Genomic DNA, 22,054 nt, shown 5'->3' with positions numbered 1-22,054 from the left:
CCGCTATTGCGCGTCTTTCATTTCCTTGTTCTTAAGATCTTTTTCAAGCTGGGCGATCCTGGCATCAATCGTATTGCGGAAATAGGAGCCGTTGACTTCGTGCTCCAGATTATCCAGATAGGATTCAATCTCCCTGAACTTGTTCGCCGATTTGATTTCACCTGTGTCAACAACCTGATTGATTCGATGGTTGGCGCGGCTCATATTTTCACGGCCCATTAATTCAAGACGGCGAAGGTTCATGTCCTTCAGTTTATGCTTCATTTCTTCATATCTGGCTTCAAGCTCGTTCAGTTGCCTTCCAGCATGGGCAATTGCCTCTTCCAGGCGTGCTGCCCGCTCCGTATATTGCAGCTGCTCACGGCTTGCGAACTCAACTAGATCCCTTTCGCCCGCCTGGCTTGCGACCTCTGCCTGGTGCCGGCGCTTATCCGCCATTTCGTTTGCGAGATGGTACTCGCGTGTGAATTCTTCTTTCAACGCATGCTGGCGCTCGACCAACTTCCTGACCTTTTCAGTTTCTTTTTCACATTGGCGCAAGTATTCATTCAGCATTGCAACCGGATTCTGCTTTTCCTTTTTGTCCAATGCTTCGTGAAGGTCTGCCATTACGGTGTTTTTCAGTTTCGTAAAGATGTTTGCCATTTCCATTCTCTCCTTTAGTTATAGTTTTTGTTCAGTTCGTTCCATTGCCGTTCAAAGTTGGCGAAGGGATCACCATTATCAGCTTTTACTGGCTCCTCGTACTTCGCTCCGTTCCACTGTTTATACACAAGGTACAGCACATAGGCAGCGGCTACCCCAATAATGGCAGGGGCGTTGCTTGCCGCAGCTGACAGGACAATCAAGCCGATTATGCCGAGTCCGATTTTCCCCATCGTTGAATCTGTCTTGAGGAACTGCTTAATGACAAAGTACAAAATTGCCAGGCTGATTGCCATTCCCGCAATTGGCCCGATGGTTGACAGCAAGATAATCGCCGCGATTCCTCCAGCGACTAGTAACCCAAATTTTTTCATGTTCTTCCATCTCCTTTCTATGTCTCTATCTTAGCTCCATTGCGGTTTTCCCATAACGAACCTCAGCCAGATTTTTAACTAGGACCTGAGACCGAGGACAGGCAGGACCCACCAAAGTGACCCTTTGGCCGGGCCAGTTTACCCTCTTGCCAGTTTTGCCGGAGACTGGGGCCCGCGCAATGTTCTCTCTATATAATGCCGAAATTTTCGCGAACGGTTTTTTCCAGAAAATATAGCGGTTAACGATTATTCCGTTCACCGGCAGGGAAACAGATAGACAGGGGCATCTGATTGAAAAAATGGCCCGGGCTAACACTATAGAACAGAAGGACTTAGGAGGCGCATCAATGGATATAGTAGAAAACTTGTCCTGGTTGGAACTGATCATTCTCATACTCGCCAGCTATCGGCTTACACACCTGATTGTTTTCGACAAAATTACAGAGTTTATCCGCAAGCCTTTCATGAAAAAGAAGCGCATCAACACAGCTCACGGCAGCGAGGTTAAAAGTGTGCCGAAGAATATGTTTGGTTACCTGCTAAATTGTTATTGGTGCGCAGGGGTGTGGAGTGCCATTTTATTTGGCGGCCTTTATATACTGTTTCCGAATTTCGCACTTATTGTGGCATTCATTTTCGCAATTGCAGGCGGCCAGTCTATCATCGAGACATTTGTCGGTGTCAATATAAAGAAGGTTGCTTATTATTCGGCACTTGAGCATGAAAAGAAAGATGCTCCCGCAGCACCCCCTAAAGAGAATCCTAAGGGATAAAGTGAAACTTCCATCAGCTTTTTTTGCTGATGGTTAGTTGAACCAATCGGGCATTTAGGGACATTTGGCTTGGCTCTGAGTAGGCTTGACTTCCCTTTAATGCGGATAAAAGGAAAACGGAATTCCGTTGAAAAATGGAATCCCGTTTTTTAGATTTTTCCTATATGATTGTGTAATTAGTCCGTTTCCATCTTAATTAAATCCCACGAGGAAACAATTCCAATTGGCTTTTCTTTATGGGAGCCGTTCTCGGTTATGATGACCGCTTCAAGCTTGCTATCCTCATCAGTCCGGGAATCATATAAATCCTCCAGTTCAAAGACGTTCATGTCTTTCGAAACAACTTTAACCGTATTCGTATTCTCAAATTTTTGGACATCAGCAAGCTTCTGCCCTTCGAGGTCAATCACTGAGCCCCTCAATCTGCTGGCAAAAAATCTGTTAAGACCGGTCTCGGTCATTAAAAATTTAAATTGGTCTCCATCATATATCGGATACTGTGTAAACGAGTGCTTTTCCATCTTTAAAATCGCTTTGCTTACCTCTTCATCCGCCTGTAACGTCTTCACCTCTTTTGAGGCTGCCGTCAGGATGGATGGCGGAACCGATAGGAACTCCGCGATGCTCTCAATTTGCTCAACCACTTCCATGTGAGGCTCAGCAATATAAAAATTCTTGCGGTTCTTCTCATGAACAAGAGCGTTCCTGAGACGGGCATAGCTTTTCAAATCGTCAAAATATCGCCGGATTGGCACATGGCGGTTTTTTACTTTATGGAGAAGCTCAACAAAATTGTCTGTTTCCCCGTTGTTCGCAAGCTTCTTCAGTTCAGTATGTATTTGGTTGAACGCAACCTCAAAGCGTTCCGATTTTTCTCTTTGGCGTTTAATCTCTTTTTTGTCCAATGTCTAGGTTCCTCCTCGAATTTCTTACTCCCTACTTATTTACCATTCTTGAGGAAGTTCTGAAACATGAGGAAGTTTCCAGCCCGGGGCGGCTTCCCGTTAATATCCCTTCTGACAAAGCAAACTTTTTTATCTGATGCCCATTCTCTGCACCGCTGACTGGCAAGGCGTCTGCTTTTTTCCCGAAATGACATTCATGGTCTGTCCACTAAACTTTGATTTATTGGACGAAACTCATTATTTGGGACTGCGATTCGTCCATTAAAACCTATTTATTGGACGGAACTCACTGTCCGAGACTGCGATTCGTCCATTAAAACCTATTTATTGGACGGAACTCACTGTCCGAGACTGTGATTCGTCCATTAAAACCTACTTATTGGACGGAACTCACTGTCCGAGACTGTGTTTCGTCCATTAAAACCTACTTATTGGACGGACTCACTGTCGAGACTCCGATTCGTCCATTAAAACCCACCTATTGGACGGAACTCACTGTCAGAACTCTATTCCGTCCATTCATACTCGAGGGACGGAAAAAGCACCGGACATGACTGCCCGGTGCTCACTACGATTACTTGTTGATCGATTCCTTAATTGCTTTTTCAAATTGGCCTATGATGTCCTCAGCATGCTCGATGCCAACTGAGATGCGGACTACTTGGCGGTTAATTCCAAGTGCAGCCCTTTCTTCTGGAGAAAGCGCCCGGTGGGATGTTACCTCCGGGTGTGAAACGGTTGTTTCAACACCTGCCAGCGTCGGGGCTATTTTAATCCAGGACAATGCCCGGAAGAATCCATTCATATCGGCTTTCTCTGAGAGTTCAACAGTGACAATGGCGCCATACCCATTCTCGCCGCCATATTCAAACGGGTAATAGACTCGTTCGACATCAGCATTCTCCTTAAGAGCCCCTGCAAGCTTACGCGCATTCGCTGACTGAGTTTTCATTCTGAGTGCAAGCGTTTTAAGGCCGCGAACGGTGAGCCACGCCTCAAATGGACTTAAATTGGAACCGAGGTTGGAGATTTTCGCGCCTGCCCTTGCAATTAAATCCTCCCTGCCAACAATAACACCAGAAGTAACGTCGCTATGCCCGCCTATATACTTTGTTGAGCTATGTACAACCATATCTACTCCAAGCTCAAATGGCCTGACATGAAGGGGTGTTGCGAATGTATTGTCTATTAACGTCAGCAAACCATTTTGTTTGGCAAACTCAATAACCGCTTCAAGATTTTCAACCCGAAGAAGCGGATTGGTAATCGATTCTGTATAAATAAGCCTTGTATTATCCCGGAGCTCCTTTTCCACATTCGATAGATTCGAAAAAGAAACAAAGCTTGTTTCTATGCCAAAATCACGAAGCTCTTCCTTAAGGAGATGGTAACTCCCCCCATAAAGGTCATCAGCGGCAATGATATGGTCTCCAGCCTTGGCTGCTGCAAGAATGCCAGCGAGGATGGCCGCTAATCCCGATGCTGCTGCTGCACCAGCAGGAGCTCCTTCCAGCCGGGCCACAGCTGCACCGAGCTCGTCCGTGTTGGGGTTGCCTGTGCGTGAATACAAGTAGCGACCGCTGCCTTGATAGAAACCCTCAAGTTCATCGAGGTCTTTAAATGTGAAAGCAGACGTCTGGTAAATCGGCGTCACTTTGCTGGCAATCTCTCTGTCTCCTATTTTATCGCCATGCAATACTCTTGTTTCGAATTCTGTTGCCATACCCGACACCTTCTTCTGTATATATCTATTGATAGCTGGAGTATACCAATCCAAAGTGGCTTAGTCAATAATCCATGTCAGAAAACCTCACATGTAAATTCCATTCATATTTTCTCCTCCACTTTCTTGGATTCATTTACCGGATATGGGGAACTATAAAGGATATATCTATCGTGTTAAAGGAGGAGTAGAATGAGCGGCCAAAGCAAGATGCCAAAATATCCAAGGACATACTGGCGGGAAATTGACCTGCCGCAGTTCGGGAAGCTTAACGAAGACATATCAGTTGATGTAGCGATTGTTGGGGCAGGAATGACAGGAATAACCACTGCTTACTTGCTTACCCAGCAAGGAAAGCGGGTAGCCATCATTGAAGCTGGCAGTGTTCTGAATGGCACAACCGGGCACACAACTGCAAAAATCACCGCCCAGCACGGTCTTCTCTACGATGAACTGATCAATCATTTCGGCGAGGATAACGCAAAACTTTACTACGAATCACATGCCGATGCGCTTGGCTTTATTAGAAGGACAGTCAACGAACAGGGAATAGATTGTGATTTCAGTGATCAGGATGCCGTCATGTACGCAACGACCGAGGAGTATCAAACCAAGCTTGAGACTGAGATGGAAGCCTATCAGAAGCTGGGGATTCCAGGGGAACTAAGAGGCAGCATCCCATTTGATATTGAAGTGAAAAATGCGCTGGTTATGCCAGGCCAGGCTCAGTTCCACCCGCTCAAATATTTGCGGGCGCTTTTGAAAAAGGCTGTTGACGCCGGCTGCATGGTGTATGAAAATACGACCGCAAAAGATATCACCGTTGAAGGCGGGACTGTTGTTCATACAAAGGAAGACAGGAAAATTTCCTGCGGCCATGCCGTTATTGCCTCGCACTGGCCATTTTTTGACAAGAGAGGCTTGTATTTCGCCCGTATGTATGCGACACGCTCGTATGCAATCGGGGTCAAGAGCGAGAAGGAGTATCCTGGCGGAATGTATATCAGCGCTGATTCACCGTCACGGTCAATCCGCTATACACCCGTTGATGGTGAAAACCTGCTGATCATCGGCGGGGAAAACCATAGGACAGGAACTGGAAAGGACACACTTGAACATTATGAAGCGCTCGAAAAATGGACCGAGCAGGTTTTTGGCATCCATGATTATTCATATCGCTGGTCAGCTCAGGATTTGGAGACGCTTGATAAACTTCCGTATATCGGGCCGTTGAAGGATGATGAGGAAAACATCCTTGTCGCAACAGGCTATAAAAAGTGGGGAATGACAACATCGACCCTTGCCGGGCATATCTTGACTGACTATATCCTGAATCGCGAAAGCCCCTATAAGGCTTTGTACCATCCTTCGCGCTTTGAAATGGACCCAGCTCTGAAGAAGGCAGCAAAGTTCAATTTGGAGGTTGCAGGTCATTTTGTAAAAGGGAAGCTTGAGTACATCCCGAAGGATCCAGATGACCTGAAAGTTGGGGAAGGCGGAGTTGTCCTTGTGAACGGAAAGCGGGCCGGCGGATATAAGGATGAGACTGGCAAGCTGTATCTTGTTGATACAACCTGTACACACTTGGGATGTGAGTGCGAATGGAACCATGCCGAGAAAACCTGGGACTGCCCTTGCCATGGCTCACGGTTCTCGTATGGCGGCTCTGTTGTTGAAGGCCCCGCAGTGGAAGATTTGAAAAAGCTGGAAGGATAGTAGAAAGTGGCAATCCATAAGGGTGGGTTGCCATTTTTGATGGGCAGGATTTAATGAGGGGTTGTTTTCTTGCATTTAACACTTTTCGGCGCCATTAACTAGTGAAAAACTATTTAACCGCTTTTACCTATTCCAAATTAAGTTTATGGAAATAATTGCAAAAAAATAAAAAGCCGCCCATTCTCCATGGGCGACTAGTCTTAATCATCGTTCGGCCGATTGCGGATCAGCCTGTCCTGGCCAGTTGTGAATTTTACAAGCTCAGAGCTTGTTTTGCCTATTTTCTTGTTGTTGTTTACTTGCGCGTTGCGGTTCCCAAGCTTTTGTCTGCCCATACGAAACACTCCTTCACCAGGATGTGTTTTTAGTCTGGGCTTAAGTTACGTGTTTATGCTGGCAGTTTCTTCATTGCTCTGCCAGGCCTGTTGTTTCTTTTTCACTGTTTAGTACTGGCGCCTTTCTGGCTAGTGTCGCCTGTTCAAAGGCATAGGCAATCTGGATAAGCACCGGCTCGCTCCAGGCTGTTCCGGCAAATGTGATTCCGACCGGCTCCCCTTCATCTGTAAAACCTGCAGGTACACAAACCGACGGATATCCTGCACGCGCAGACAGGTCACAGCCTTCGTCATGCGGGAAAAGAATCGCATCCAAGCCATATTCCTGCAACACCGAATCTATTCCGTTTTCCTTTGCATGGTATTCGTTGAATTCAAGGGAACGGATATACTCGTCTTCATAAAGCCCGCCGCTCGTTTCATCTGAATTAATGAGGATTTGTTGACCGTAACGGAGCATTTCCTCAGGATTTTCTTCATTAAACCGGATTACATCAGAAAGCGCCCTAATTTTAACCGATGGTGCAAGCCCTTTTAGATATGCATTGACGCCGGCCTTAAACTCGTATTTCAATACTTCCCAATCCCACATTAATCTCGCGGACGGGATAACAATATCGACTACCTCAGCACCAAGAGATTCAAGCACTTCTAAGGCACGATCTGCGATACGGGCTTTTTCTTCACCAGCTTGAGAGAAAAAATAATCACGGGCCACTCCAATTTTCTTCCCTGCCAGCCCCTTTTTTAAAAACTCAGTAAATTCAACGTTTTGCAGCTGATTAGCCAACGTTGCGGGATCTGCGGTATCACTGACTGTTAATGCGGTCAAAAGCAAGGCGGCATCCTCAACAGTGCGTGCCATCGGACCGGCTGTATCCTGCGAATGGGCAATTGGTATAATACCGCGGCGGCTGATCAGGCCGACTGTCGGTTTAATACCGACAAGAGAATTTTGGCATGCAGGATTAAGGATGGACCCTGAAGTCTCCGTCCCGATTGCGGCTGCCGCAAAGTTCGCGGCCACAGCGGCTCCGGAACCCGCACTCGATCCGCCCACATTAAATTTTCCAGGCCCATACGGATTCAACGTCTGCCCTCCTCGTGAAGAGTAGCCGCTTTCCATTGTATACGACATAAAATTTGCCCATTCCGTCATATTGGTTTTTCCAAGAATGACCGCACCGGCAATCCGAAGGCCTGACGCGACCTCGGAATCTTCAAGTGCATAGGAATCAGCAAGCGCTTTTGAACCCGCGCTCGTATGCAGTTTGTCGGCAGTGTCAATATTGTCCTTCAGCAGGACGGGAATACCGTGCAGCGGGCCGCGCGGGCCTGACTCTTTCCGTTCAGCATCCAGTGCCTCTGCAATGTGGAGGGCATCAGGATTGATTTCTAGTACTGACCTAAGCCCGGGACCATTATGATCAAACTCCGCAATCCGGTATAGGTACATCAAGATAAGCTCCTTTGAAGTCAACTCCCCCGATTCCATCTTCTCCTGCATATCCGTAATCGTCGCTTCTTCAAGCCATGTCTCATATAAATGCTTCAGTTTTGGATTTTGCAAACTCCCCTACCCCTTTACTGATTATATCTCCATTTTATATTCGCTACAGAGTTTGCATTATCCTTTAACGGAACTAGGGTCTAATTAATGCGCAAAGAGCTCTATCTCTGGAGCATGTGGCCTGGCCCCCTATCAACCATTGAATTTAATATTCATATGGGTTGGCGCGTTGATACACAAACACTCTGTTGGACCCCGCGAACACCTCTCATTACTAAACAGTGCACCTTCTACAAATTAAATCTGTCCTGAAAAGTTTGGTAATGGTCCTGCATCTCGAAAAAATTGTCCTCGCTTAGGAAATTTACTGAATACGCAAAAGTTTATTCTGGTCCTTTTCCTAATTGACTTTGAAACGCATCACCCTCGAGTCGCTGCATTTCAAATTAAAAAAAGCCCCCAATAAGGGAGCCTGATAAGGTAGCTATGCTGGATTCCGTTCGTCTGCATCCGATAGCCAAAATGTTATTTCCTCCGCGGCCGTTCAAGCTGGCGGATATTTTCGACTGCAATCGTGCCTTTATAAAAAATCCGCTTCTCAACCGAAATGTCCAGTTTTCTCGCGAACACCTTCAGCTCGCGCTCTTCCCGCTCGGTTACCAGCGAGATGACGGTTCCATCCGCACCCATCCTGCCTGTCCGGCCGGAACGGTGAATGTACTGTTCAATGTCCCTTGGAAAATCGACATGGACCACATGGGTTACACCTTGGATATCAAGTCCGCGTGCGGCCACATCTGTTGCTACGAGCATGTTGATTTTTCCATCACGGAAATCTTTAACAGCCCGCTGCCTGACGGTTTTATCCAGTTCGCTATGAAGCAGGCCAACAGACAGGTCCTTGAACTGAAGCTTTGCAGTAATAACTGGAATCTCGGTTATATCGTTAATGAAAGCGAGTGTCTTGGTATTTTCAAGCCGGGCTATTTTTTCAAGGAGCAGCATTTTTTCGCGCGGCTCGCATGAGAAATAAATATGTTCGACCTTTCCATCTGGAATCGATGTGTCTTTTTTAATACGGATAACTTCAGGGTCTTCAGTCAAATTCTTGGCTAGTTCCTCCGTTTCCGGTTTCATCGTTGCCGAGAACAGAACCACCTGCCGCTCCTTAAGCGCCGATTTAACAATATCCTGAACCTGGCCAAAATGTTCCCGGACAAGCAGCTGGTCACCTTCATCAAGGACAATTGCCTTCACTTCATGCATCTTGAGTTTCTTCTGTTTAATCAACTCATTCATTCGTCCGGGCGTTCCAAAGGCAATATGTGGTTTTTTCTTCAGTTTTTCAAGCTGCCGCTTTACATTGGCCCCGCCAATGAATGCAGCGCCGCGAATCCCGCTTCCTTCCGACCATTTTTGGAATTCCTGGTATACTTGCATGATCAGTTCCTGGCTCGAGGCCAGCACGACTGCTTGAAGCGCCAGCCCCGAACTGTCAATTTTCTCAAGGACCGGCAGCAAATAGGCTAGCGTCTTACCGGTACCTGTCGGCGATTCAGCAATAATATCGCGCCCCTCCAGGATAGCCGGTATCGCAGCTTCTTGAATGGCCGTCGGCTGCTTAAAATCTGACCTCTCCCAGACGGTGGATATGAATGGCTTGAAAGTCTCTTGTATATTCAGCATAACTTGCTCCTTTTTCACTGTTGATGGTCCTTATTATAAGGATAAATCGATGATAAATCCATTTACGCCATTTTTTTGAAAAAGAGGCCTCCCCCTTTTCCTCAATATTGACATTTTTGTCAATCTAAATTTGAAACTATTGTGAACAATGGCCTAACAAAAACTTTAGAGAGCCAACCAATGATAAGATAAATATAGACGATACCAACATATCGGAGTTGAGACTAATGTTAAAAAAATCGCTTGTCATTATCATCCTGCTCTTTTTAATGGTTACCAATAAAGCATTTGCAGATCTTCATATAAATATAAAACCTTCATCGTTTGCAGCAATTGAACTATCTTCCCCTCAGGATACTCCTGTTTCAGCTAAAACTCATGCCGAAACCGAAAAAGGGGCTGTTCCCTTTCAGTCCTATATCATTCCAATTGGAGCGGCCGGCTTGATTATTGTCGGACTTGGATTTTACTGGATATTCCTAAGAAAAAGACTCACTTAAACAAAAATTGCCCTAGTATATACTTTTTACTAAAACTAAATTAAACACAAAAAGCAGTCCAATTCGAAACAGAATTAGACTGCTTTTTTGTTGATATATAAGGATTTTTTCACCAATACATTCGCAGTCCATTTGACGGGCTGACTGAAATTATTTTCAACGTGCGATTTTGTATATTAATTGTAATGCTAATTAAAGGTTGAGTTGATAAAAAAGATTATTCAAACGAGGCAGGTTTCTTTTGGAAAAACTGCTAAAATAAAGATAATTTTATATACAAGTGAAAGGTGATAGTAAAATGAGCTCATCTAAATTTAGGTTGAAAAGCCCCATACCAATCTTCCGTATTTTTGATGAAGAGAAAACCAAAGAATTTTATTTAACATTTTTGGAATTTAAGGTAGATTGGGAGCATCGATTTGAGGACGACTTACCCCTATATATGCAAATTTCCCATAGCAATTGTATCCTTCACCTTTCTGAGAACTATGGTGATTCAACTCCAGGATCCTCGATTAGAATTGAAGTGGAAAATCTGGAGATGCTTCATTCCAATCTTCTGGAAAAGAAATACAAGTACGCACGTCCCGGGCTCGAAACTACCGATTGGAATACTCGAGAGGTTAGGGTTGGAGACCCATTTGGAAACAGAATTGTCTTCTATGAGAACATTCAAAAATAACTCTCGATGTATATAGTACATAGGAAAATAAAGACATATAAATAAAATGCTTGGAGTCCTCCAAGCATTTTTCTTTTTAATGGCCGATATTATTGACAGATGGGATAAGCATTCTGAATTCCTCATACGTAATCATTGTGTCCCAATGGCCGGTCAGTTTGGCAATTGCGACAACAACGAAAAAGGCAGCGAAGAAAGCCACCGGTATGACCCATTTGTTCACCTTTTTATTGGCAACTGTCATGTTTAGCGTATCTTTAACCGGACAAACCTCTACACAGGACATGCAAGCGGAGCAATTAGGGGTTGTGACTGCCTTTACTGTTGAGACTTTAATTCGCTGCGGGCATACCCTTGTACACGCGTTACAGTCGATGCATGTTTCTTCGTTCCGCTTGATTTTTGTAATTCCAAAAACGGAACCCAGCCCAATTAGAGCGCCATACGGACAGAGGAAGCGGCACCAAAAATTCTTAAAGAACAGTGACAGGACTGTAAGGACGACCAAAACCGTCAATCCAACGCCTCCAATGTTCAGGAAAAACAGCATCATTTTTACATCAGAAATTTTATTGTAATTGCCAGCCATAAAATCAATTGCATAAAATGTAGGCATGAAAAACACGACCATGACCAGAAAAGTGAGCAATAGCAAATATTTCAGCGGTGTCAGGATCCAACCTAGCCAGCGCGGGATCTCAAAATTCCTTTTAAATATTTTTTTGCCAAGCCTCGCAAGCCATTCGCTCAGTGTTCCAATTGGGCACATCCAGCCACAAAATGCCTTTCGAAAAAGAAAGCCTGAAGCGATAAAGAAGGCGAATAAAACAAGCCCTGCCGGATGGATTGGGTCAAAAATCCCAGTCACAATCCAAACCTTTAAGCCAACGAGCGCCGATATTGGAAGGAATCCTTCAACTGCAGGCGGCCTAGGAACAAGCGGCTCCACACCCATTGTATTGAAATGCTGGTAAAATTGAAAAAAGCGAAATCCGACAAACAGCATGAATAATGCAAACAGGATTTGCACCGCTATCCTTGTGTATTGGATAGGATGCCTCTTTATGCGCTTATAATATTTTGTTAATGCAGCCATGCCTCTCCCTCCGATTCATTTCTTTAGTTCGGCCTATATTCACTATAAGAAATGGAACGGAGAGAGTATGTGATTTAACTAACAATCTGGGTTTAATTCAGAAAACTGTCACATTCCGGTACAGTACGAACCAATCAAAACTGGTTATTTCTTTTCCACCTGGAAAACAATCCCGTTCTGCCGCCTTGCCTCGTCGATGATTCCAAGTACATACCGGGACTGCTCTTGCAATGCAGCATAGGCCTCATCTTCCTTATTCTCAATGATGCTGGCGAACCTGGCAGCTTCATAAACCATATCCTCATCAGCAGGCTTACTTCCAAGGCTAATCTTTTCTCCGCTGCTTCTGTCGAGAAAATCAATGGACGAAATCGGTGCAGCGTCCCCAATAATAAAGGTCCCCTTCTCTCCATGAATTTCACAAGGAATCGTTGAATCGGATATTTTCGAACACATTATCGTACAAACAAAACCAGGATAGGAGAGAACCATAGTACCCGAACCATCGACCCCTGTAGGAAGCATGACTGGTGCGTACGATACCTTTTCCGGTTTGCCAAACAGGCTGACGGCAAGATGGATTGTATAGACACCAAGGTCCATCAGGGCACCACCGGAGTATTTTGATGAGAAAATATTGGGCTCCTCACCTTTTAACACAAGGTCATACCTGGATGAATATTTCATATAGGCGAGAACTGCGCTCCTCAAAGTTCCTGCCCGATGGAGCTCCTGATTCAAGGCCTCAAGGTTTGGAGAATGGATGTTTCGAATCGCCTCAAACAGATAGACACCATTTTCGTCTGCGGCGCGAAATGCTTCCTCAAGCTCTTTTGAGTTTGAGAAAATTGGTTTTTCACAAATAACATGCTTTTTATTTTTTAAAAAAAGAAGTGCCTGCCTGAAATGTTCGGAGTTTGGAGACGCTATATAGACCGCATCTATGTCCGGGCTTTGTGTCATCTCCTCGAGGTTTGTGTAATAATTGGGCGCTCCTGTTTTAGCTGCAAATTCACTCGCCTTTTTCTCTGACCTTGAATAGACAGCCGTTAACTCATGTTTTCCACTCAGGAGAGCCGCTGAAATGAAAGCTTCTGTAATCCAACTCGTTCCAATTGTTGCAAGTTTTATCATGGTGATTACCCCCTAGGTTTTCCTTCATTGTTAGCCTTTTGTCGCTAGATGTCAAAATCCAAGCCTACTCCTTATTAAATAGCAGGTTTTATGGAAAAATAGTATTATTTATGATATATATACAAGTATCATTTAACGCGCTTTGTGAAAGAGGTAGAGAACTGTGGAGCATACTTCATCAAATTTTATACGCGATATCATCATAAAGGATTTGGAATCGGGCAAGCGTGACAAAGTTGTTACCCGCTTCCCTCCTGAGCCGAACGGCTACCTGCATATCGGCCATGCCAAGTCGATTATCCTTAATTTCGGTCTTGCAGATGAGTTCGGCGGAACAACCAATCTTCGTTTCGATGACACAAACCCATTGAAGGAAGACGTAGAATATGTCCATTCAATCAAGGAAGACGTCGAGTGGCTTGGCTTTGAATGGGACAATCTTTATTTTGCTTCCGATTATTTTGAGGAAATGTACAACCGGGCTGTTCTCCTTATTAAAAAGGGTCTCGCCTATGTCGATGACCTGTCTGCCGATGAAATCCGCGAATATCGCGGGACGTTGACCGAGCCGGGCAAAGACAGCCCGTATCGGAGCCGTTCCATTGACGAAAACCTTGACCTGTTTGAACGGATGAGGGCAGGCGAGTTCGGGAATGGAGAGAAGGTGCTTCGTGCCAAAATTGATATGAGTTCGCCAAATATTAACCTGCGCGACCCGGTCATTTACCGGATTGCCCATGCGACTCACCATAACACGGGTGACAAATGGTGCATTTATCCGATGTATGCTTTTGCCCATCCGCTTGAGGATGCCATTGAAGGTGTGACCCATTCGATTTGTACGGTTGAGTTCGAAGACCAGCGCCCTTTCTACAATTGGGTTGTCGAGCAATGCGAAATGGAGGCAACGCCACAGCAAATCGAGTTCGGCCGCCTGAACGTTACCAATACAGTGATGTCCAAGCGCAAGCTGAAGCAACTGGTTGACGAAGGATTTGTCGATGGCTGGGATGATCCACGGATGCCGACAATTTCCGGAATGCGCCGCCGGGGCTACACCCCTGAATCGATTCGTTCGTTTGTCCGTGAAACAGGTGTTTCAAAAGGCTCCGGTGCAGTCGATGAGCAAATGCTTGAGCACTTTGTACGCGAGGATTTGAAGCTGAAGGCCCATAGGACGATGGCCATTCTGAATCCGCTCAAGGTTGTCATCACCAATTATCCTGAAGGTGAAGTAGAAATGCTCGAGGCAGAGAACAATCCAGAAAACCCAGAAATGGGCACAAGGCAAATTCCGTTCTCACGCGAAATTTATATCGAGCAGGACGACTTTATGGAGAATCCTCCAGCCAAGTACTTCCGCCTCTTCCCTGGCAATGAAGTTCGCCTGAAGCACGCGTATTTCATTAAGTGCGAGGAAGTTGTTAAAGATGAGGACGGCAATGTTGTCGAGCTTCGCTGCACATACGATCCGGAAACGAAGAGCGGTACCGGCTTTACAGGCCGTAAGGTAAAGGGAACGATTCACTGGGTTGAAGCATCCCAGGCTGTTCCGGCCGAATTCCGTTTGTATGAGCCTCTAATCCTTGATGACAACGGTGAGGAAGATGGTGAAGACGATACGAAGACATTCCTGGATAAAGTGAATCCAAATTCGCTTCAAATTTTACAGGGCTTTGTCGAGCCGAACATGAAGGGTGTCGCCGCTCAGGAGAAGTTCCAGTTCTTCCGCCACGGTTACTTCAATGTGGATCCGAAATACACAACTGATGAAAAGCCGGTATTCAACCGGATTGTTTCGTTGAAGAGTTCGTTTAAGCTATAAAATATTGAGCCCCCTTCCCATTTTGGGAAGGGGTCATTTTTTATATTAGACATGTAATTCAGCGCTTTTCGAGATATTTCAGCGATTTTAGAAATAATTCAGCGATTTCCAAGTTAATTCAGCGGTTTTGGGATTCAGAAAACACAAATCATAAAAATAGCGGGGATCCATTCACCCCGCCACTCTTATTCATATCGTAACGACTCAATCGGGTCGAGCATTGACGCTTTATTGGCCGGCAGGATTCCGAAAATCACACCAATGATCATCGAGAACAGGACACCGCCAACAACGACCTGCCAGGAGACGAGCGAAGGCCAGCCAGCAAAGAAACTGACAAGAGTCGCTACACCCCAACCTAAGCCAATCCCGAGAATCCCGCCAATCAAAGTCAGCGTTACAGACTCAATCAAGAACTGTGTCAGTACCTGCTTACGTGTGGCACCGAGCGCCATCCGGATTCCAATCTCTCTCGTCCGCTCTGTGACCGAGACAAGCATGATATTCATAACGCCGATTCCGCCTACAAACAGTGAAATTCCGGCAATGCTTCCGATGATCAGAGTCATGATTTTGGTAATTTGGCCCACCCCGGCTGCAATTTCTTCCATATTGATAACCTGGTACGATTCCTCCGTATTATGGAGTTCATTCAATATCCTGGCTGCTTTTTTCCCGGCTGCCTGAATATGGTCCGGGTCATCCGCCTGAAGTGTAAGCTGAGTGTAATCCGAGCTGCCATACATCATCCGCCACGTCTGGAACGGCATATAGACCTCCATCGAGCCGAACGAGAACAATCCTTCTGGCTTTTCAAGCACGCCTATAATCTCAATTGGTTGATTTGCCACCAAAACAACTTTTCCGACGGGCGATTCCCCATCAAACAGTTCTTCCTGAAGCTTATTGCTGGCAAGCCCGACCCGCCGTCCGCCTAGGAAGTCAGAGGAAGACAGCTCTCTCCCCTTTTCTACCTTTAATTCATACAAGTCTATATAGTCCTTTGTAATCCCAACAGAGGACACATCGACTGTCTTCTCCTGCAGCCTCGCTTTGGAAAACTGGGTACTCGAGGCAACAACCCGCTTCACCTCTGGAATTTGTTCAAGCGCCCGGATATCTTCCTGAGTGAACGGCGCTTTTAGCATGACATTCGGATTGGACCGAATTTCCTCATCTGAAGGCTGGTAAAATACTTCTATTGTGTTTCCCGGCCCGGTAATCTGCTCCTTAAGCATCGCCTCGCCGCCCTGGCCGATTGCAACGACGATGATGACCGCCCCGACACCAATGATGATGCCGAGCATTGTCAAAATTGACCTTAGTTTATGTGCCTTCAGCGAACTGAGCGCCATCTTTAAATTTTCCATTACACTCATCCGCGCGGCCCCCGATCCTCAAAATCGGTCCGGACAATCTCGCCGTCCCTGACGAAGATTATCCTGTTTGCATACTCGGCGATTTCGGGTTCATGGGTGACGACGATGACAGTAGCCCCATCTTCCTCGTTCAGCCGCTTGAACTGCTCCATAATCGCCATGCTTGTTTTTGTATCAAGTGCCCCGGTCGGTTCATCAGCAAGGATGAGCGATGGCTCGTTTACAATTGAACGGGCAATTGCGACACGCTGTTTTTGGCCGCCGGATAATTCGTTCGGCAAATGGTCCATCCGATCCCATAGGCCCATTTTTCCAAGCGCCTCTTCGGCCCGCCTTTCCCGCTCATCCTTTTGAATCCCTGCATATATCATCGGCAGCTCGACATTCTTGCGGGCTGTCAACCTTGGCAGCAGGTGGAACTGCTGAAACACAAACCCGATTGATTTATTGCGGACCCTTGCCAGCTCCGGCTCTGAATAATCGGAAATATCGACTCCTTCAAGAAAATACGTTCCCTCGGACGCCTTGTCGAGGCAGCCAATGATATTCATGAGTGTCGACTTGCCGGATCCAGACGGGCCCATTATTGCAACAAATTCGCCACTTTCAATCGTAACGTCTACATTTTTCAACACATCAATTTTCTCTGAACCTATTACATATGATTTCGTTATGGACCGAAGTTCAATCATTTAACGGTCACTTCCATCCCGTCCTCAAGCTTGTCATTCGGGTTCGTGACTGCCTTTTCCTTCAGTTCGAGTCCTTTAGTTATTTCTACTTGATTACCAGAGATAATGCCTGTCTGCACCTCACGCCTGTAGACAATTCCCTTTTCTACTACAAACACAAATTGTGTATCCCCGTCGTCAACAAGTGCTGAATCCGGCAAAATTATCCCTGTCTTTTTTTCCGTCTCAATTTCCATAATTACCTGGAACCCGGGTTTCAGGACGGAATTAGTTGCGGACAGCTTCACAAATACCGGGTATAGCACGGCTTGGGAAACACCGGCTGCTCCAGCCTGCGATTCTGGCAAGGTTCCAACCTTTGTCACTTCACCAGCCCAGCTCTGATCTGGAACTGCGTCGGAACGAACTTTAACCTTTTGCCCGACACTGACCTTTAATGTGTCATATTCTGATAAAAGGCCCTTGGCTACCAAGCCATCCATTTTCCCGACCACAACAGCAGGCTCCGCACCTGCTGCGGATGCATGCTCATTCACTAGTAAAACAGTGCCGTCCAGTGTGCTCTTAATCTCCAACTCTGCTGTTCTTTTCCCAATGCTTTCCTTTTGCAGATTGGCCTGTTTCAGCTCGAGCTCGGCAATCTGCAATTCAGTTTCAAGCTGGCTGATTTGCGCAGTTACCTGGGCAAGCGCTGTTTGGTCTGGGAGAATGCCACCGGATAGGGCCTCTTCCTGCGCTCTTAACTCGGTCAACTGGCTTTCAGTTTGGGAGATTCTAAGATTCGTTGATTCCAGGGATAGAGTATTTTGCTCCTTCTCAAGCTGGAGCTGGGCGTTCTCAAACCTGGCAAGCACGGTGCCTTTCTTGATTGCCTGGCCTTCCTCTACGGTGATTTCCTTCAAAGTCCCCCGTTCGGGCGAAGGATAGACAATTTGCTCCTGTTCGAGGCTGATAGTGCCCGGCACCATCAAAAATGACGATATTTCATCCTCAGCCACCTCCACGACCTTAACTGAAGGGCCTTCCGCATACACTTCACGATAAACACTGACACCAATCATTCCCGCCAGCAGCAAAAAAATCAATGTACCGATTAAAATTTTCTTTTTCATCAGATATTAGGCGCCTCCCGGTACCATTGACCCAACTACGGCCAACAAAATACCAAGCAGGAAGAAAATGATTGCAACTGTCCACGAAAGCCACTTTGACAAGCCGGCGACCTTATGGAGACCTATGGCTGTAAGGATGGTTGACCAGATTGTAAAGACCTCGATTGCTGCAAGCACGCCAGCCCCGTCCTTGCCAAGCAGGCCGGCTAACGAGGTGACATGGGTATCGTAGCTTGTCCCGATTAAATTTCCAATTATCATATTCAATAGATGTCCAATAGATGTAACAAATACAAGATATGTATTCATTGAAAACAATTGTTTAAACGATACTGGCGAGCCAGCAATCTTGGCAATTGCCAAATAAATGGCGCTTGAAACCAGTACGGTCAAGATTGGGGTAATTGCACCTGAACCAATCATTGTATACTTGGTGAATTCAACCGCCATGCCCAAATCCTGATCAGGAATCCCCTGGCCTGCAAGATCACTCGGCTTCAGCAATCGGCCCATCAGCCACATAGCAAGAACTTCTATCACTGTCACAATTAATAGCGGCACCCAAATCTTCGGCTTTTTGCGGATCCTTTCAAACGTCTCGACCGGACTTGTAATGATTCCGATCAAGGATGGCGATGGTTGTTTTTCGTTTGTTTCTACTTGAGTTTCCATAGCTGTTTATCCCCCTCTTTAACTTCTTATGCAAAACTTACCATATTTCAGGTAAAAGAATAAATAGATATGTCGTATTTTTACGAATTTTAAACAATCATTAATCAAAACTCCCCCCTCTAATGCTAGTTTATCTATATACATACGAATAGCAGAGGAGAAAGTTTCCATTTGTATATATTAAAAAAAGACCCTGCCTAAGCGGGCCTATTAACCTATGCTTTTCTGAAAAACATATAGATTGCTGCAATCATAAGGATTACTCCAATTAGCCGATCAGTCCCAAAAAAGACCTGTTTCCCCCCAAACCAGCCGAAATGGTCAATGACAGCACTTAGCAGAATCTGCCCAGCCATTACGGACACCATGGTTGTGGTTACCCCCAATTGCGGGACGAGGAAGACAAGAATAAATACGTAAAATGCTCCAAGCAATCCCCCTGTAAGCTGCCATTTCGGCACACTTGCGGCTTGAAGGATATTTCCTTTGCCGATTATTGGCATAATAATTGACAGGGCAATGGTTCCAACTAAAAAGGATACAAGCGACGCCTCTATCGTCCCCACTGATTTTCCAAGTCTGGCGTTTACCGCAGATTGAATACTGACCGCCATCCCACCCAGCAAGGCAAGGAGTGGAAAAATAACTTTTATCAAAAGGAGCCCTCCCTCACTCTTCCGTTTACAATACAGGAGTATACGCCTTTTAGGTATAATAAGAAAGAAACGAGCATTTAGCCTGCACCTTAAAACAACTATATTTGACTCATCACGGAGGAAACTACATGAAATTTCTCGGAAAAACCCAGCTTTTTGCATTAGCCTTTGCGTTTGGCTGGCTCATCTATTTGAACATCCTTGCTCTAGTTAATTACTCAAACCGGACAATGCCATATATTGACTGGCTGGTTTTCATATTGGCAGTAGTTTTGGGCGGGACCATTTTTTATGTTACACGGCGCTTTATCGGAAAAAAGTGGCTGGCCGCTCCTTTTGTCCTGGTCCCCTATATATTCATATACCATCCCCTTTTGCCGATTTTGCAGACGGGGGTAAGCAGTGAAGGATATAACCAGGTATTGTCCTTTTTCTCACTTACAACCAGTGGCTACATCATCCTTATTACAGCACTCGGTTTTTTTGGAGGCATTCTGTTCGCAAAAAGAGGGTAGCCAGAATTGAAGAAATCCTTCCGCCAGCGGGGCGGAAGGATATTTATTGTTTGTTCTTATTCATGGCCGCTATTGCCCGGCTTATATTTTCGCGTATGCCCGCATCGTCGCCTATATAGAACATCAACACATTTCTTATTTCGAACGGCTGATAGTCCACTAAATCCATGGTGGCTGTAGCTTCATTGAACTCCTCCATTGCGTCCTGGACTTCTTGTTCAGTTTCGAAAACGTAAACGGATAGTTCACCGTGGGAAAGTGAATAAACTGACGGCGATACACCATTTCGCACCTGATGGAAGACATTTTGAGAATCGCGCTTTTGCCCGGCAAGGACCAACCCTGACGCCTTAAGATGTTCCTCAACAACCTCCAACTCCAGCGGAATGGTGCTGGCATTTTTCTCACCATCAAAAGAGGCTCCTCCGCTGTCATGGGCAACTTTAGCAGATTCCTGCTGGCTTGTTGAATTTAGTGGCCCTGTGATTGATAGTCCAAAAAAGAATAACAGGAATAGTGCTGCACAACCCGTCAGCCCCCACATCGCTTTCTTCAGGATTTTTATTCTCGCTTCCTTTCTGTCGAGCAGGCTGGCCTCTTCCATCAAATTCGTATGAATCGTATGAAATCTCGTTAGGTCCAGCTTTTTTTCTGGTATATTCTTTAACGCAAGCTCAAGCTCATGAAATTCTTCCTGTCTGCTCACTGAAGCCGCCTCCTTTCTGGTTGCGAAGGGCTTTTAAAGCACGATGATAATTCGTCCTGACCATATCCGGGGTCCAATCTAAAATTTCGGCTGTCTCAGCCACGCTCATTTCCTTGATCCCCCTTAAAATGACAACATCCCGGTAGTTCTGCTTCAGCTTTTGTATGGCAGTTAACAGCTCCTGTGCCTGTTCATTTCCCTCAAAAATGGTTTCCGGGGTATCACCTGATATGCCTTCATGTCTCTTATCCAGTTTCGTGATTGTTTCCCATATTCTATTTTTCTTTTTTCTGGCTTCATCAATTGCCACATTCCGGGCAATGGTAAATAGCCATGTCTTTGGGCTTGCATTGTAATTGAAGCTGTCGAGTCCTTTCAGTGCTTTGATAAATGTTTCCTGGACCAAATCCTCGACATCACGCTTGCCCGTATAATAAATCAAAAAATTAAACACATCATGGCTATACATATGAAACCACTCTGAGATGATTTCTTTTCTCGACATAGGTTTTCCCCCGTTTTCCCCTCTTATTAGATTAGACGGGAAATCTTTTTCTCTATGACACGCCAATTTAAAAAATAGACTGCAAGTTTTTAAAAATAAATATAATAGGATTCAGTGCCTCGAGTCACTGTGCAGCCATTTTTCTTAAAAACCTTTTGCATAGCCGTATTTGCCTGATGGGTGCTGCCAATATAATAGCTAGCCCCGAGGTCCCTAAGCATATAAAGAGCCTGTTCATGCAGAACCTGTCCCAGTCCTCGCCCTCTTGCTTCACGAAGAATGCCGAAATAGAATAGCCTGCCTTCCTCGTCTGTACCAGGCTCAATATGCGGGATTACGACTCCAATCGGTATATCTTTTTCAAAAAATACCCGGCAGGCACTGCGCCAGCCTTCACCCGGCTCAGCCTTTACCGACTCGAGCTGTTCCTCCATCGATAGAGTCGACTGCTGATTGGCAGAAAAGCTCATTGACTGATTCCAGTACCGTTTGAAATCCTCTTCGGCCAAGCCTCCACTTTCAAGTGAAAGCCAGTTGAATTCCTCCCCCGGTTTCGGCAGATCAAGTAAAGGCTTATATACTTCGATACTTGATGAGTGATGTTCAAATCCGTTTCCTAGTAGAGCATCAATAATAAGATTTTCATTACTTGTCCCTTTTTGGAACATAAAGCCTGCCCGTTTTGCCCTAACCCCAGAAGCAATCCGGACGAACATTCTGACTTTATCGCCCCAGTTCGACTTTATCGCCCCAGTTCTGAACTAAGCCCGGATCGGACTGCTGTTCAATAACCAATGACTCCGGCAATCCATACAACAGTTTAAATCCTTTCCCGAATAGCTCATTAACCACTTTTAGTGTTTCCTGCTTCTTTTCCACCATCTTCTCCCCTTGCTCTTACTTATTTTCATAA

General features: G+C 45.6%; 24 protein-coding genes. 6 read left to right on the top strand and 18 right to left on the bottom strand.

Annotated elements, in window-relative coordinates:
* Positions 1 to 3: 3 nt before the first annotated feature.
* Both A8F94_RS19590 and A8F94_RS19585 read right to left on the bottom strand, forming a co-directional pair.
* A complete protein-coding gene (locus tag A8F94_RS19590) occupies positions 4 to 645 on the bottom strand; it encodes a PspA/IM30 family protein (protein WP_066204331.1) in 642 nt (213 codons plus the stop codon).
* Positions 646 to 659: 14 nt separating this feature from the next.
* Positions 660 to 1,019 carry a lmo0954 family membrane protein gene (locus tag A8F94_RS19585; protein ID WP_066204329.1) on the bottom strand — a complete coding sequence of 120 codons (360 nt, stop codon included), beginning with the start codon at positions 1,017 to 1,019 and terminating at the stop codon, positions 660 to 662.
* Positions 1,020 to 1,366: 347 nt separating this feature from the next.
* On the opposite strand from A8F94_RS19585, the gene A8F94_RS19580 reads away from it, so the two are divergent.
* A complete protein-coding gene (locus A8F94_RS19580; RefSeq protein WP_066204327.1) occupies positions 1,367 to 1,792 on the top strand; it encodes a DUF1360 domain-containing protein in 426 nt (141 codons plus the stop codon).
* 176 nt (positions 1,793 to 1,968) lie between these two features.
* Here A8F94_RS19580 and A8F94_RS19575 read toward each other — a convergent pair whose 3' ends face one another.
* Entirely contained in the window at positions 1,969 to 2,697 is a 729-nt protein-coding gene (locus A8F94_RS19575) for a CBS domain-containing protein (RefSeq protein ID WP_066204326.1), read from the bottom strand.
* A gap of 574 nt (positions 2,698 to 3,271) precedes the next feature.
* Positions 3,272 to 4,420: a trans-sulfuration enzyme family protein gene (locus A8F94_RS19570; RefSeq protein ID WP_066204324.1), complete on the bottom strand. Its 1,149-nt coding sequence runs from the start codon at positions 4,418 to 4,420 to the stop codon at positions 3,272 to 3,274.
* A 192-nt stretch (positions 4,421 to 4,612) separates the two neighbouring features.
* Between A8F94_RS19570 and A8F94_RS19565 the strand changes: the two genes are divergently transcribed.
* Positions 4,613 to 6,136: an FAD-dependent oxidoreductase gene (locus tag A8F94_RS19565; protein WP_066204322.1), complete on the top strand. Its 1,524-nt coding sequence runs from the start codon at positions 4,613 to 4,615 to the stop codon at positions 6,134 to 6,136.
* A 200-nt stretch (positions 6,137 to 6,336) separates the two neighbouring features.
* Here the strand turns inward: A8F94_RS19565 and A8F94_RS26415 are convergent, their stop codons facing one another.
* The 3 genes from A8F94_RS26415 to A8F94_RS19555 form a co-directional block, all read right to left on the bottom strand.
* On the bottom strand, positions 6,337 to 6,471 hold the full coding sequence (locus tag A8F94_RS26415) for a hypothetical protein (RefSeq protein ID WP_302621322.1): 135 nt from the start codon (positions 6,469 to 6,471) through the stop codon (positions 6,337 to 6,339).
* A 70-nt stretch (positions 6,472 to 6,541) separates the two neighbouring features.
* Positions 6,542 to 8,041 (bottom strand): amidase family protein, encoded by a 1,500-nt coding sequence (locus A8F94_RS19560; protein ID WP_066204321.1) that lies wholly within the window; start codon positions 8,039 to 8,041, stop codon positions 6,542 to 6,544.
* Positions 8,042 to 8,506: 465 nt separating this feature from the next.
* A complete protein-coding gene (locus tag A8F94_RS19555; RefSeq protein WP_066204320.1) occupies positions 8,507 to 9,667 on the bottom strand; it encodes a DEAD/DEAH box helicase in 1,161 nt (386 codons plus the stop codon).
* A gap of 227 nt (positions 9,668 to 9,894) precedes the next feature.
* Between A8F94_RS19555 and A8F94_RS19550 the strand changes: the two genes are divergently transcribed.
* Both A8F94_RS19550 and A8F94_RS19545 read left to right on the top strand, forming a co-directional pair.
* Complete coding sequence (locus tag A8F94_RS19550; RefSeq protein WP_066204315.1) at positions 9,895 to 10,167, top strand: hypothetical protein; 273 nt, start codon at positions 9,895 to 9,897, stop codon at positions 10,165 to 10,167.
* A 298-nt stretch (positions 10,168 to 10,465) separates the two neighbouring features.
* Positions 10,466 to 10,849, top strand: a complete 384-nt coding sequence (locus A8F94_RS19545; protein WP_066204313.1) for a glyoxalase superfamily protein — start codon at positions 10,466 to 10,468, stop codon at positions 10,847 to 10,849.
* Positions 10,850 to 10,925: 76 nt separating this feature from the next.
* On the opposite strand, the gene A8F94_RS19540 is transcribed toward A8F94_RS19545, so the two are convergent.
* Both A8F94_RS19540 and A8F94_RS19535 read right to left on the bottom strand, forming a co-directional pair.
* Positions 10,926 to 11,945: a 4Fe-4S binding protein gene (locus A8F94_RS19540; RefSeq protein ID WP_066204311.1), complete on the bottom strand. Its 1,020-nt coding sequence runs from the start codon at positions 11,943 to 11,945 to the stop codon at positions 10,926 to 10,928.
* Positions 11,946 to 12,089: 144 nt separating this feature from the next.
* Entirely contained in the window at positions 12,090 to 13,076 is a 987-nt protein-coding gene (locus A8F94_RS19535; protein WP_066205076.1) for a Gfo/Idh/MocA family protein, read from the bottom strand.
* 166 nt (positions 13,077 to 13,242) lie between these two features.
* On the opposite strand from A8F94_RS19535, the gene A8F94_RS19530 reads away from it, so the two are divergent.
* Positions 13,243 to 14,904, top strand: a complete 1,662-nt coding sequence (locus A8F94_RS19530; RefSeq protein ID WP_066204310.1) for a glutamine--tRNA ligase/YqeY domain fusion protein — start codon at positions 13,243 to 13,245, stop codon at positions 14,902 to 14,904.
* 185 nt (positions 14,905 to 15,089) lie between these two features.
* Here A8F94_RS19530 and A8F94_RS19525 read toward each other — a convergent pair whose 3' ends face one another.
* From A8F94_RS19525 to A8F94_RS19505, 5 genes are all read right to left on the bottom strand, one after another.
* A complete protein-coding gene (locus A8F94_RS19525; protein WP_066204308.1) occupies positions 15,090 to 16,283 on the bottom strand; it encodes an ABC transporter permease in 1,194 nt (397 codons plus the stop codon).
* Positions 16,280 to 16,975: an ABC transporter ATP-binding protein gene (locus A8F94_RS19520; RefSeq protein ID WP_066204306.1), complete on the bottom strand. Its 696-nt coding sequence runs from the start codon at positions 16,973 to 16,975 to the stop codon at positions 16,280 to 16,282. The genes A8F94_RS19525 and A8F94_RS19520 overlap by 4 nt, the downstream gene beginning before the upstream one ends.
* Positions 16,972 to 18,087, bottom strand: coding sequence for an efflux RND transporter periplasmic adaptor subunit (locus A8F94_RS19515; RefSeq protein WP_066204304.1), 1,116 nt, complete (start codon positions 18,085 to 18,087; stop codon positions 16,972 to 16,974). Before A8F94_RS19515 ends, A8F94_RS19520 begins: the two co-directional genes overlap by 4 nt.
* Before the next feature lie 6 nt (positions 18,088 to 18,093).
* Positions 18,094 to 18,759: a Yip1 family protein gene (locus A8F94_RS19510; protein WP_066204302.1), complete on the bottom strand. Its 666-nt coding sequence runs from the start codon at positions 18,757 to 18,759 to the stop codon at positions 18,094 to 18,096.
* Between the two features lie 215 nt (positions 18,760 to 18,974).
* Positions 18,975 to 19,415: a DMT family transporter gene (locus A8F94_RS19505; RefSeq protein WP_368072799.1), complete on the bottom strand. Its 441-nt coding sequence runs from the start codon at positions 19,413 to 19,415 to the stop codon at positions 18,975 to 18,977.
* A 128-nt stretch (positions 19,416 to 19,543) separates the two neighbouring features.
* Between A8F94_RS19505 and A8F94_RS19500 the strand changes: the two genes are divergently transcribed.
* A complete protein-coding gene (locus tag A8F94_RS19500) occupies positions 19,544 to 19,930 on the top strand; it encodes a hypothetical protein (RefSeq protein ID WP_066204300.1) in 387 nt (128 codons plus the stop codon).
* 43 nt (positions 19,931 to 19,973) lie between these two features.
* Here A8F94_RS19500 and A8F94_RS19495 read toward each other — a convergent pair whose 3' ends face one another.
* From A8F94_RS19495 to A8F94_RS25920, 4 genes are all read right to left on the bottom strand, one after another.
* Positions 19,974 to 20,636 carry a hypothetical protein gene (locus A8F94_RS19495; RefSeq protein ID WP_066204298.1) on the bottom strand — a complete coding sequence of 221 codons (663 nt, stop codon included), beginning with the start codon at positions 20,634 to 20,636 and terminating at the stop codon, positions 19,974 to 19,976.
* A complete protein-coding gene (locus A8F94_RS19490; RefSeq protein WP_066204294.1) occupies positions 20,611 to 21,141 on the bottom strand; it encodes an RNA polymerase sigma factor in 531 nt (176 codons plus the stop codon). Before A8F94_RS19490 ends, A8F94_RS19495 begins: the two co-directional genes overlap by 26 nt.
* An 89-nt stretch (positions 21,142 to 21,230) precedes the next feature.
* Positions 21,231 to 21,857 carry a GNAT family N-acetyltransferase gene (locus A8F94_RS19485; protein ID WP_077247835.1) on the bottom strand — a complete coding sequence of 209 codons (627 nt, stop codon included), beginning with the start codon at positions 21,855 to 21,857 and terminating at the stop codon, positions 21,231 to 21,233.
* Between the two features lie 7 nt (positions 21,858 to 21,864).
* Complete coding sequence (locus A8F94_RS25920; RefSeq protein ID WP_175384476.1) at positions 21,865 to 22,020, bottom strand: hypothetical protein; 156 nt, start codon at positions 22,018 to 22,020, stop codon at positions 21,865 to 21,867.
* Positions 22,021 to 22,054 lie beyond the last annotated feature (34 nt).

It is taken from the genome of Bacillus sp. FJAT-27225 (assembly GCF_001685025.1).
Classification (GTDB): domain Bacteria; phylum Bacillota; class Bacilli; order Bacillales; family Cytobacillaceae; genus Bacillus_D.
Note: the sequence above shows the minus strand (reverse complement) of the source record. Positions and strands in the feature narration are given on the sequence as shown.